General features: G+C 31.5%; 11 protein-coding genes. 5 read left to right on the top strand and 6 right to left on the bottom strand.

Annotation, left to right across the window (positions count from 1 at the left end):
- Positions 1-153: 153 nt before the first annotated feature.
- The 5 genes from IM532_RS07965 to IM532_RS07945 form a co-directional block, all read right to left on the bottom strand.
- On the bottom strand, positions 154-441 hold the full coding sequence (locus tag IM532_RS07965) for a hypothetical protein (protein WP_194182937.1): 288 nt from the start codon (positions 439-441) through the stop codon (positions 154-156).
- 106 nt (positions 442-547) lie between these two features.
- Positions 548-2218, bottom strand: a complete 1671-nt coding sequence (gene gldG / locus IM532_RS07960) for a gliding motility-associated ABC transporter substrate-binding protein GldG (protein WP_194182936.1) — start codon at positions 2216-2218, stop codon at positions 548-550.
- A gap of 5 nt (positions 2219-2223) precedes the next feature.
- Positions 2224-2952 (bottom strand): ABC transporter permease subunit, encoded by a 729-nt coding sequence (locus IM532_RS07955; RefSeq protein ID WP_194182935.1) that lies wholly within the window; start codon positions 2950-2952, stop codon positions 2224-2226.
- Between the two features lies 1 nt (position 2953).
- Positions 2954-3499, bottom strand: coding sequence for a CopD family protein (locus IM532_RS07950; RefSeq protein ID WP_194182934.1), 546 nt, complete (start codon positions 3497-3499; stop codon positions 2954-2956).
- Positions 3500-3527: 28 nt separating this feature from the next.
- Complete coding sequence (locus tag IM532_RS07945; RefSeq protein WP_194182933.1) at positions 3528-4373, bottom strand: SAM hydrolase/SAM-dependent halogenase family protein; 846 nt, start codon at positions 4371-4373, stop codon at positions 3528-3530.
- Between the two features lie 67 nt (positions 4374-4440).
- On the opposite strand from IM532_RS07945, the gene IM532_RS07940 reads away from it, so the two are divergent.
- Entirely contained in the window at positions 4441-5421 is a 981-nt protein-coding gene (locus IM532_RS07940) for a PhoH family protein (RefSeq protein ID WP_194182932.1), read from the top strand.
- A gap of 53 nt (positions 5422-5474) precedes the next feature.
- Here IM532_RS07940 and IM532_RS07935 read toward each other — a convergent pair whose 3' ends face one another.
- Entirely contained in the window at positions 5475-6992 is a 1518-nt protein-coding gene (locus tag IM532_RS07935; RefSeq protein ID WP_194182931.1) for a YifB family Mg chelatase-like AAA ATPase, read from the bottom strand.
- A 156-nt stretch (positions 6993-7148) separates the two neighbouring features.
- On the opposite strand from IM532_RS07935, the gene IM532_RS07930 reads away from it, so the two are divergent.
- The 4 genes from IM532_RS07930 (at position 7149) to IM532_RS07915 (ending at position 11326) form a co-directional block, all read left to right on the top strand.
- Positions 7149-7577 (top strand): cytidine deaminase, encoded by a 429-nt coding sequence (locus tag IM532_RS07930; RefSeq protein WP_228063691.1) that lies wholly within the window; start codon positions 7149-7151, stop codon positions 7575-7577.
- Positions 7578-7632: 55 nt separating this feature from the next.
- Positions 7633-8634: a pyruvate dehydrogenase (acetyl-transferring) E1 component subunit alpha gene (gene pdhA, locus IM532_RS07925; protein WP_194182929.1), complete on the top strand. Its 1002-nt coding sequence runs from the start codon at positions 7633-7635 to the stop codon at positions 8632-8634.
- 8 nt (positions 8635-8642) lie between these two features.
- Complete coding sequence (locus IM532_RS07920; RefSeq protein WP_194182928.1) at positions 8643-10277, top strand: pyruvate dehydrogenase complex dihydrolipoamide acetyltransferase; 1635 nt, start codon at positions 8643-8645, stop codon at positions 10275-10277.
- 92 nt (positions 10278-10369) lie between these two features.
- Positions 10370-11326, top strand: coding sequence for a YihY/virulence factor BrkB family protein (locus tag IM532_RS07915; protein ID WP_194182927.1), 957 nt, complete (start codon positions 10370-10372; stop codon positions 11324-11326).
- The last annotated feature ends 629 nt before the right edge of the window (positions 11327-11955 follow it).

Here is an 11955-nt window from a genome sequence, read left to right as displayed (position 1 = left end):
AATCTGTTCGTCAGTTTCTAAATTATCAGAAAAAAGTTCTTTTGGAGCTTCTTTTCCATTGAATAATAAGGTAACAAAAGCTTTATCTCGTAAATCTACATCGTATATTTTACCATCAATTGTTACGAAGGTTATGATTTCATTATTCAGTTTTTAAATTGATTCAATATTATTTGTTTCTATTACTGTATTTGCATCATTCATTATAGACGCACCATCATCATAATAAATGCGGTAATTATCCAATCCAATTTCTTTCTCAGTTTCTTTTAAAGATTCTTCTGTAGGAATAATTAGAATGGCCATAGGACGATCGACTACAAAGTTTTTTCCGATTGTAATTTCTCCTGCATCATTTTTATAAAGAGTACTTGTGTTTTTTGGTTGTTCACAATTCGTAAATAGAATTAAAACTGGAAGTAAGACAATATATATTTTCATTCGTTTTGTGTTTAAATTAAATATACGATCAATCTTACATAATTAATCATAACAAAAAAAAATAGTCTAAGATTTCCTTAGACTATTATACAATTAATGTTTATAATTATTTTGCGTATTTCTTTTTACGAATAAAATATCCTAATCCTCCTAATAGGGCAATAATTGCTGTAGGAATGATTAAATTGAGTTGTTGCCATTTTTCTTTATCAGACAAAACACGTGTTTCATTTAAAAGAGGAATTTCTAATTTACGATTACGTAAAGCTAAGAAATCTTCATCACCTAATAAATAATCCATTGCATTTAATACAAATGTCTGGTTGGCATAGGTCGTTGGACGAGCATTAGGATTATCCGGTCGTACAGAGTATTTATCTTCTCCTAATCGCATAGGCATTCCTCTCCATAAATGATTTTTCAGTACATCTCCGTCCGAAAGTACAATCATTTTACCATTGGTAGTTTTCCCTTTAAAATTAGGGATTTCTTGACGCTCGATACGTGAAGCATAAGCCGAATTAAAATTTCCTTCTAACAATACAGCCATAGGAATTTTGCCCATGTTATATTCTTCGTTTTCGTCTATTTCTACTTCATTTAATGAAATGTAGTTTAACGAAGGTTTCATGGTAGTTTGAGCTGCTGTACTAAGTAATACAGTTTGCTTTACATTAGGATTTTCAAGTAATTCAATAGGATTAGCAAAGCTAAAAATTACCGGATCTATACTAGCTGTAATTGGATTTGTATCTCCTGCTAGTCCTAATTCAGAATAAGGCCAAGTGTAATAGTTATAGCTTACATTACCGGCTGTTTCTCCGTCTGCTAATACAATTTTACCTCCGTTTAAATCTTTGATAACTGTATTATGGATACGTACACCATAATTGAATAAGAAGTCACTAATTTTTAAATCCCTTGGAAAAGCTACAATTTTACCAGAGCGGAAAATAGAATCCATTTCTGCATCAACCGTTTCTACTGCCCAAAGCATTTTACCGCCATTCATTATGTATTGATCCAATACCATTTTATCTTTATCAGAAAAGGGTAGTGTTGGTTTAGCAACAATTAAGGCATCAAATTTCTTTAAGCTATCAATATCATCAATATCTAAAGAGAATTTTTTATTAATAATAGGATTTAGATACACATCAACATCATATTTATCAGTTAACGCACGACCTAATCCTTCAATATTTTGTTGAGGTAATTCATCATGATGTACAATGAATCCAATTTTTTTACGGTTGGTATTGGTAATTTTTTGAATTTTTTCAGCAAATAAATATTCTAATTTTTCTATAGAAGAAATTGCTAAATCTTCAAAAGCAACAGATGGGTCATTTGCTAATGTTTCCATCCAAATTGTTTTGTCTCCATACGATAATCGAGCGTAAGGATAGACATTAAGCACACCTTTATCTGTTTTTATAGGAACAGCAACAATACCTGCTTCTTCCATTTCAGTTGTATTCATTTCTAATGGATCAACGAAACGGTATTTTATTTTAATATTTTTTTCTTTTAATTCTTCAAGCAAAAATTGAATTTCATTTTTTAAAATTCGATAATTACCTGTTAACTCTCCACCCAATAAAATGTCTATCTGTAAATCGTGATCAATTTTATCAAGAAGTAAATTAGATGTTTCAGTTAAAGTGTAGCGTTTGTCTTGTGTTAGATCAAAGCGTTTATAAAAAACTTGACTAACAATTAAAACCATAAAAAAGATAGCCAATACAACGAATGATTTTTTATTTAATCTCTTCATGTTAACTATTTTTTTAATTGTAAATTAATATTAGCGAATTGTAATAATAGAGCAATAATTATTAAAAAGTAGCCCAAATCTCTTGTATCTAGAATTCCTTTTAAAAATTGTTGGTAATGAGAATAACTCCCTATTTTTTGTACATAATAGTCAGCAGATCCTAATAAATTATAAGATGCCAAACCTTCAAAACCATAGTAAATAAAAAAACAAGAAACGACTGCAAATACATACGCCATAACTTGATTTTTGGAAAGTGAAGAAGTAAGTATTCCAATGGCAGTAAATAAACTTCCTAAAAGAAATAAGCCAAAATATCCGTTATATATCGCACCATAATCTAAGGTTTGATCCGCATGGATAAAATTTTCTAGCGTAAGTACAAATAAAAATGTACTTAGTAAACAAAACAGTAAGATACTTATAACTGCGAAAAATTTTCCTAGTATTATCTCAGTGCTTTTTATAGGTAGTGTGAATAGCCACAATAATGTGCCATTTGTCTGCTCTTCTGCAATCATTTTCATAGTTAGAGCTGGAATCATAAACATTAAAATCCAAGGTCCGATGAAAAAGAAACTACCTAAAGATGCATTTCCAATATTAAAAACATTATACTGATTATCAAAAAACCATAAGAATAAAGCAGAAATAAGAATGAAAGCAGCAGCAGCTAAATAAGCTGTGAATCCGAAAAAGAATTGATTAAACTCTTTTTTAAAAATGGTCCACATATTAATTTTTATTGTTTCGATTAATAATTTTTACAATTACCATAATAATTACACCCACGAATATAAAGCTAATAATAGCCCATGGCCAATGTTGTACAAATCCAGCTTTTTGTATCACTGCAAATACCACAGCGAATAAAATTATTGTAGCCAATTCGTTCATCATACGTAAACGTACTGAAGTATATTTATGAATATCTTTCTTCTGTTCACGAATAGTTTTCCAACACCAAAAATGATAAATTATTAGTAAAACGATAACTCCGAGTTTAAATTGCATCCATCCTGCATTTAACAGTGCGGGATTTTTGTACAACATATTTCCACCCATTATCATCATAATAGAAAAAGCAGGAACTGTAATAATATTCCATAGCCTATCTTTCATGTATTTATATTGCTCTGCCAAAATAGATTTTTTTGGCTCTTCCATAGATTGTGTATCTGTATGGTAAATCATTAAGCGAACGATGTAAAAAAGTCCTGCAAAATAGCTAACGACAAATATTACATGTATAGCTTTGTATATAAGATAGTTATATCCCATAAATTTAAAATTCTTTTAATACGAAGGACTATTCATCCTCAAATTCAACTGTTATTGTATCTCCTTTCTTTAATCCCATCAGTTGATTTGCACCACTACTTACCACTGGATTACTTTTATAAAGTGTTACTTCTAAAAATCCAGCTGAATTAAATACACATAAAGTACGCCCCATTGCTTGAAATTCTTTACTAAAATCATGTATCACATCATGGTAATGATCATAGATGATCTTAATATCTGTGATTGAAAAATCCTTCTGGCGTAAAATAATATTGTATTTACGACCAGCAGCTACTTCATCAAATTGTTTACGCGTAATATTAGTAACTACATTTCCAAAATGATCGATATAGATAACATAGCCTATTAAGACTTTATCTTCTCTGTAAACAGGTTTCAACTCATTAAGTTGTTTTATCTCATTTCGTTTAGGTCCTAGTAAAGATGGTAAACCACCTCTAGCTAAATGGCAAGCCACAGGAACAAAACAGTTTTTTACAGGAAATAAGCTGTCTATACCTTCGGGATGTATAGTAATTTCGTAAATTTCTTCTGGTAATTCGTTATGACAAATCAAGGATAAGATTCCATTGTCTCCACAAATAAAATAGTGTCCATTTATTCGAGCACATATAGGTCTTTGGTCTGGTGTACTTAATGAATTAACTCCAATGATATGGATACTTCCTTTTGGAAATTCATCATATGAATTACGAATAATGTAGGCAGCTTCTGATATATCAAAAGGACTTACGTGATGAGAAATATCAATAATAGTAACGTCGGGCAATTCCTTTAGAATCGCACCTTTTACGCTGGATACAAAATAATCTTTTATACCAAAATCAGTTGTTAACGTTATAATTGCCATTATTCTTATAATACTTAGCAAATATATTGTTTATTTTTGTGTTAGTGAACCAAAAACAATATCACATTTGACTGAAATTAATATTGAACTAAACGAAATAAATGCTCAAGACTTCTATGGTATTAATAATGAGCATTTAAAAAGAATTAAAGAGTATTATCCAAAGCTAAAAATAATTGGTAGAGGTAAAGTACTAACTGTCTTAGGAAATGAAGATGAATTACAAATTTTTGAACAAAAAATTGTAAGAATTATTTCTCATATCCAAAAGTATAACCGTCTGAATTCTCGTGATCTTGAAATTATAATGATGGAAGATCAGCTAGAAATGGCACAAATGAAAAAAGAGGACGAGATTATTGTACATGGGGTTAATGGGAAAATGATAAAACCTCAAACGCCTGGACAGGTAAAACTTGTTGAAAAAGTATACTCAAAAGATATGACATTTGCTATTGGTCCTGCAGGAACTGGTAAAACATATACAAGTGTTGCTCTTGCAGTACAAGCGCTAAAAAATAAAGAGGTACGACGTATAATCCTAACTCGTCCAGCTGTAGAAGCAGGTGAAAATTTAGGTTTTTTACCTGGGGATATGAAAGATAAATTAGATCCATATCTTCAGCCATTATACGATGCTTTAAAAGATATGATTCATCATGAAAAATTACAGGGTTATATTGAAAAAGGTGTAATAGAAGTGGCTCCATTAGCTTTTATGAGAGGACGAACTTTAGATGATGCTTTTGTGATTTTGGATGAAGCGCAAAATACAACCTATGCACAAATGAAAATGTTCTTAACGCGTATGGGGAAAAAATCTAAATTCATCATAACAGGAGATCCTAATCAAATAGACTTACCTCCAAAACAAAAGTCGGGTTTAAGAGAAGCTATTCAAATATTAAAGGACGTAAAGGATATAGGGTTTATATTTTTAGATGAACGCGATGTAGTTAGACATCAATTAGTACGTGATATACTAAAAGCATATAAACAGTCTGAAAATAAAGAAAGAGAAGAATTCGATATTAATTCTGTGAAATAATAAAAAAAACCACATCTTAAATGGATGTGGTTTTTTTTATTTGCGAACTAAATTTAGGTTTTATCTAAACTTCGATATTGTATAGCTTCTGCAATATGTTTGGCATTTACTGCCTCTGATTGGCTAAGATCTGCAATGGTTCTTGCAACCCGTAGAATTCTATCGTATGCACGTGCGGATAAATTTAACCGCTCCATTGCCGTCTTAATAAGTTTTTTAGATTCGTCATCAAGAATACAAAATTTGTCTAATTCCTTAGGACCAATTTGAGAATTGTAATGAATACCAGAATTTTTATATCGTTGGGTCTGAATTTCTCTTGCTTTGATAACTCGTTGACGTACATTCATACTTTTTTCTCCATTTCTAGCTTCAGATAAATCATCAAAAGGAACTGGAGTAACTTCAATATGTAAATCTATACGATCTAGTAAAGGACCAGAAATCTTATTCATATATCGCTGCATTTCATGAAAGGAAGATGTATTCTGAGGATCATCTGCAAAATACCCACTCGGACTAGGATTCATCGAAGCAACAAGCATAAAACTAGAAGGGTAGGTTACTGTAAACCTTGCTCTAGATATAGTAACTTCTCTATCTTCTAAAGGTTGGCGCATTACTTCAAGCACAGATCGTTTAAATTCAGGTAATTCATCCAAAAATAGAACCCCATTATGTGCTAAAGAAATTTCGCCAGGCTGTGGATAAGAGCCTCCCCCAACTAAAGCAACATCTGAAATTGTATGATGTGGTGAAATAAATGGTCTATTATAAACTAAAGATCTATTCCCAAGTTTTCCTGCTACACTATGTATCTTAGTAGTTTCTAAAGATTCATCAATAGTCATAGGGGGTAAAATAGAAGCAATTCTTTTGGCTAACATAGTTTTTCCACTTCCTGGAGGTCCAATTAAAATAATATTATGTCCTCCTGCTGCAGCAATTTCCATTGCTCTTTTTACATTTTCTTGGCCTTTTACATCAGAAAAGCAATGTGTATATTTATTTAATTCTTGTAAAGAATGATCTTTTAAATCAAAGTGATGAGGTTGTAGATCTTTATCGCCGTTAAGAAATTCAATAACTTCTAAAATATTTTCTACTCCATAGACATTTATACCTTGTACTACGGCAGCTTCATCTGCATTTTGCTTAGGTAATATAAATCCTGTAAAACCTTCTTCTTTGGCTTGTATCGCAATAGGTAAAGCTCCTTTAATAGGGCGTAGAGAACCATCTAAAGATAATTCGCCCATTATAATATATTCTTCGATAGATTGATGTTGAATTTGTTCAGAAGCACATAGAATACCAATCGCTATTGTCAGATCATAAGAAGAACCTTCTTTTTGTAAATCGGCAGGTGCCATATTAATGGTAATTTTTTTGCCAGGAATTTTATAACCTATATTTTTTAATGCGGCCTGAATACGAAAATTACTTTCTTTAATAGCAGAGTCTGGTAAACCAACCAAGTGATAGCCTACGCCTTGGTCAATATTTACTTCAATGGTAATTGTTTGTGCAGAAACACCAAAAATTGCACTTCCGAAAATTTTCTTCAACATAACAACTATTTTTTTATAAATTTACTTCCTTTTTCTAGAGAATAAAATAGCAAAAGGGTTTTAAATGTTTAATTTTAAAAAGGATAGGATCTATATTCTACCTAAAGCTATATGAAAAAAGAAAAAATAAGCTTCGAATACGAAACTTTTGAGGGTTTGAACGAGTTGACAACAAATAATCAATTACTAGTTACCCGCGCAAATGAGATTTCAAAAACTGCATATGCGCCCTATTCAAAATTTCATGTTGGTGCAGCGGTAGAGTTAGAAGATGGGCAAATATTTGCCAGCAGCAACCAAGAAAACGCCTCTTACCCTGTAGGAACTTGTGCAGAACGTGGACTTTTAGCATATGTAAATGCAAATTATCCCCATATTAAAGTTAAAAAACTAGCTGTTTCTACAATAAATATTAATTTTCCTTTACCTCCTTGTGGGATGTGTCGCCAATACATTCTTGAAATTGAAAAGAAGCAAAACGATAATATACAGTTGTTTTTATCAGGAAACGAAGGGCAAATTATTAAGTTAGATAGCGCTAAAGATTTACTACCATTACATTTTACTGAAGATTTTTTAGGTTAGCAATTTTGCACACGTCTAAGATTAGTTTAAATTTGTTCTAACGAATTGTGCAATTATGGAAAATTTAACACAGGAAAAATACCTTGAATGGTACCGCGATATGAACTTCTGGCGTCGCTTTGAAGATAAGTGTCGTTCATTATATTTAAAACAGAAAATACGTGGTTTCTTACATCTTTATAATGGTCAAGAAGCACTACCAGCTGGTTTTTTACATGCAATGGAGCCTGAAGATAGAGTGATAACTGCGTATCGTTGTCACGTATGGCCAATGGCTATGGGAGTAGATCCTAAAAGAATTATGGCAGAACTTTGTGGGAAAGCTACAGGTACTTCTAAAGGATTAGGAGGATCTATGCACGTTTTTAGTAAAGAACACAATTTCTTTGGAGGACATGGTATTGTAGGAGGTCAAATTAATTTAGGTGCAGGAATTGCATTTGGAGATAAATTTAATGACCGTAAACATGTAACTATTTGTCTTATGGGAGATGGTGCAACACGTCAAGGTACATTACACGAAACATTTAATATGGCAATGAACTGGAAATTACCAGTTGTATTTGTTTGTGAAAACAATCAATATGCAATGGGAACTTCAGTAAAACGTACAGCTAATCACGAAGATATTTGGAAATTAGGTTTAGGATATGATATGCCTTCTATGGCTGTAGATGGTATGGATCCCGTAAAAGTAGCGGAAGCTGCATACGAAGCATTAGAGCGCGCTCGTCGTGGAGATGGACCTACATTCTTAGATATCCGTACTTACCGTTTCAGAGGACACTCTATGTCTGATGCTGAACTTTACCGTACAAAAGAAGAAGTAGAAGCTTATAAACAAGAAGATCCAATCTTAACTGTTGAATCTCAAATTTTAGCTAACAATTGGGCTACAAAAGAGCAATTAGATGCAATGATAGAAGAAGTTAAAGCTTCTGTTGAAGAATGTGTTGAGTTTGCAGAAAATTCTCCTTACCCAGATCCAAATGTGATGTATGATCATATTTATTCTCAAGAGAATTACCCATTCTTAGATAAAGTTGAAAATAACTAAATAAAACCATGGCAGAAATTATTACAATGCCGCGCTTAAGCGACACAATGGAGGAAGGAACTGTTGTTAAGTGGCATAAGAATGTAGGTGATAAAATTTCAGAAGGTGATGTTATTGCCGAAATAGAAACTGATAAAGCTATCCAAGAATTCGAATCTGAATTTGATGGAACATTATTATACCAAGGTGCAAAAGAAAATGAAGCTGCGCCAGTTGATACAGTTTTAGCAATCATTGGGAATGAAGGTGAAGATATTTCAGCTTTAATTAACGGTGAAGCTCCAACTACAACTACAGAAAATGTAGTTGAGGTTAAAGAAGAAACAACTTCAGAACCAAAAACTGAAGTGAAAACTGAAGTTCCAACAAATGTAAATGTAATTACAATGCCTCGCTTATCTGATACGATGGAAGAGGGTACAGTTGTAGTTTGGCATAAAAATGTAGGAGATGAGGTAAAAGAAGGTGATATCTTAGCAGAAATAGAAACGGATAAAGCAGTACAAGAATTCGAATCTGAATACGATGGTGTTTTATTATATCAAGGTGCTAAAGAAAACGAACCAGCTCCAGTAGATACTGTTTTAGCAATTATAGGCGAAGCAGGTACAGATGTTTCTGGAATTGTTGCAAATGGAGGTCAAGTTCCGGAAGCAAAAGATACTGCAGCTACAACTGAAGTACTTGATGATGAAAAACCAGTTGTTGTGGAATTAGAAGTTACTCCAACTTCATCTTCTAATGACCGTATTTTTGCATCACCATTAGCTAAATCTATCGCAAAAGATAAAGGAATCAATTTAGGAGAAGTAAAAGGATCAGGAGATCAAGGTCGTATCGTAAAGAAAGATGTTGAAAATTTTGAAGCAAATCCAAAATCTGCTCCAGCTGTTTCATCTACAGAAACAAAGACTGAGGTTAAACCTTCTGTTGCTACTTCAGTAGATAAGCCAGTTATTACAGGAGAAGATCAAGAGATTCCGAACTCTCAAATGCGTAAAGTAATTGCTAAACGTTTAGCTGAATCTAAATTTACAGCACCTCATTACTATTTAAATATCGAATTAGATATGGATAATGCTATCGAGGCTCGTAAGCAATTAAATGCAGTACCTAATACAAAAGTATCTTTTAACGATATTGTTGTAAAAGCTAGTGCTATGGCTTTACGTAAACATCCAGCTGTTAATGCAACGTGGCACGATGATAAAATTGTTCAACATGCAGCAATTAATATTGGTGTTGCAGTTGCAGTAGAAGATGGCTTATTAGTTCCAGTAGTAAAAAATACAGATCATAAATCATTTACTCAGATTTCTGCAGAAATCAAAGATTATGCAGGACGTGCAAGAGAGCGTAAGTTAAAAGCAGACGAAATGGATAAATCTACTTTTTCTGTATCTAATTTAGGTATGTTTGGAATTGAATCATTTACATCAATTATCAATCAACCAAACTCTTGTATCTTATCAGTAGGTGCTATTATAGAGAAACCTGTCGTTAAAAATGGTCAAATCGTTGTAGGTAACACAATGAAGTTGTCGTTAGCATGCGATCACCGTACAGTAGACGGAGCAACAGGGGCTCAATTCTTACAAACATTAAAAATGTATATCGAGAATCCAGTTACAATGTTAGTGTAATTTTTTTCGATTGATTAATATTTAAAAAAGCCATTCAAATTTGAATGGCTTTTTTTATTTAAGATTTGTATCTTTAATATTAAACCACCACTATGGATAAAATTAAATTTTATTTCAAAATATTAAAACAGACTATAATTGAGTTTGGAGAGGATCGTATTATGAAAATGAGTGCATCTTTAACTTATTATGCATTATTTTCTCTATCACCACTTCTTATTATAATAATTTCTAGCGCAAGTTTATTTTATAAAAAAGATGCAATAGAAAATAGAATGTATTATGAATTAAAAAATATAGTTGGTCCAGATGTAGCATTAGCTGTACAAAATTTTGTAACAAACTCTACTCTATCTGGAGATAGTTCATTAGCATTATACATCGGTATTGGAGTTTTGCTTTTTGGTTCTACTACTATGTTTACTGATATGCAAGATTCACTAAACTTAATTTGGAGAGTAGAAGCAGTTCCAAAAAGAGCGTGGATAAAATTTATTATAAACCGTGGACTTTCATTTCTAGTTATATTAGCATTAGGTTTACTACTTATTTCTACAGTAATTCTCAACAGCGTTTTAGTAAGTTTTGGTGAAGATATATTAAATACAATTTCATTTAATATGTCTCTAAATAAAACTTCCCTTATTTTAATCAACAACGCATTAAGTATACTGATATCGGTACTAATATTTTATATTCTTTTCAAGGTATTGCCCGATGCAATAATAAAAACAAAACCTGCATTCATAGGGGCAATATTTACAGCCGTATTGTTTTTTATAGCTAAGTATTTAATCGGTATATATTTATCTAATACACGATATTCTACAATCTTTGGATCCGCAGGATCACTTGTTATTTTACTATTATGGATATATTATGTAGCGACCATTATGTATCTTGGGGCTAAATTCACAAAAGTGTACGCAGAGTTTAAAGGATTTCCAATTTTACCAACTAAAAATTCTAAACTTCGTCAAGTTTCATTTATAGATAAATTAGCTCAGACAAATACAAAAGAAAAAGATGATGATAACTATAATGTTTAACTATAATGATTCTATCAGTATTTATTAAAATAATACTAGTTGTTTCATAATTTTAAATATATAGATTCCTCTATACTTTCTCCAGAGCTTGTTCGGTGTTCGTTCGGATGAGTATTAATTAAAATAAGAATAGTTATTTTAAGGTATTTCCAATTATTCTTCACTTGGTACATACTGGCAAGATATTCCCTAGATAAAGTATGGATAATGCATGAAATTGTATATTTATACATAATTTCAAGTGTGGTAAAATTTATTTTAAAAAATATAAATCTCATATTCAGTGATTTAAAGTATTAATGTAAAATAATTGTAAATACCATTTGGAAAGTTAAAATAAAGCATCTTATATTTGCACTCTCAATACGAAAGACGAGTAGTATTGTAAATTGAAAAGCGAGGAATAATTAGAATAAAAACTTCAGAATTTATTTAAAAAATATTTTGTAGTTTAAAAATAAGTATTACCTTTGCAACCGCAAACAACGAAAGCTGTTTGCATATTAATGAGAAGTTCATTTGAAATTATAATATAAGACGAAAGAAATAAAAGCCGAATACAAATTAGGTCAATCCTTAAATAATAGAGCTAAAGGAAATTCGAAGTTGTAAAACATAGAAGCTAACGC

The organism is Faecalibacter rhinopitheci (assembly GCF_015234135.1).
In the GTDB taxonomy this organism is placed as follows: domain Bacteria; phylum Bacteroidota; class Bacteroidia; order Flavobacteriales; family Weeksellaceae; genus Empedobacter; species Empedobacter rhinopitheci.
The sequence above is the reverse complement of the archived record's forward strand: the minus strand, read 5'-3'. Positions and strand labels throughout refer to the sequence as shown.

What these genes read in the sequence shown, in the direction of transcription:
- IM532_RS07965 (WP_194182937.1), bottom strand. Translation starts at nt 441, where the DNA reads ATGAAAATATATATTGTCTTACTTCCAGTTTTAATTCTATTTACGAAT.
- gldG (WP_194182936.1), bottom strand. Translation starts at nt 2,218, where the DNA reads ATGAAGAGATTAAATAAAAAATCATTCGTTGTATTGGCTATCTTTTTT.
- IM532_RS07955 (WP_194182935.1), bottom strand. Translation starts at nt 2,952, where the DNA reads ATGTGGACCATTTTTAAAAAAGAGTTTAATCAATTCTTTTTCGGATTC.
- IM532_RS07950 (WP_194182934.1), bottom strand. Translation starts at nt 3,499, where the DNA reads ATGGGATATAACTATCTTATATACAAAGCTATACATGTAATATTTGTC.
- IM532_RS07945 (WP_194182933.1), bottom strand. Translation starts at nt 4,373, where the DNA reads ATGGCAATTATAACGTTAACAACTGATTTTGGTATAAAAGATTATTTT.
- IM532_RS07935 (WP_194182931.1), bottom strand. Translation starts at nt 6,992, where the DNA reads ATGTTGAAGAAAATTTTCGGAAGTGCAATTTTTGGTGTTTCTGCACAA.
- pdhA (WP_194182929.1), top strand. Translation starts at nt 7,633, where the DNA reads ATGGAAAATTTAACACAGGAAAAATACCTTGAATGGTACCGCGATATG.
- IM532_RS07920 (WP_194182928.1), top strand. Translation starts at nt 8,643, where the DNA reads ATGGCAGAAATTATTACAATGCCGCGCTTAAGCGACACAATGGAGGAA.
- IM532_RS07915 (WP_194182927.1), top strand. Translation starts at nt 10,370, where the DNA reads ATGGATAAAATTAAATTTTATTTCAAAATATTAAAACAGACTATAATT.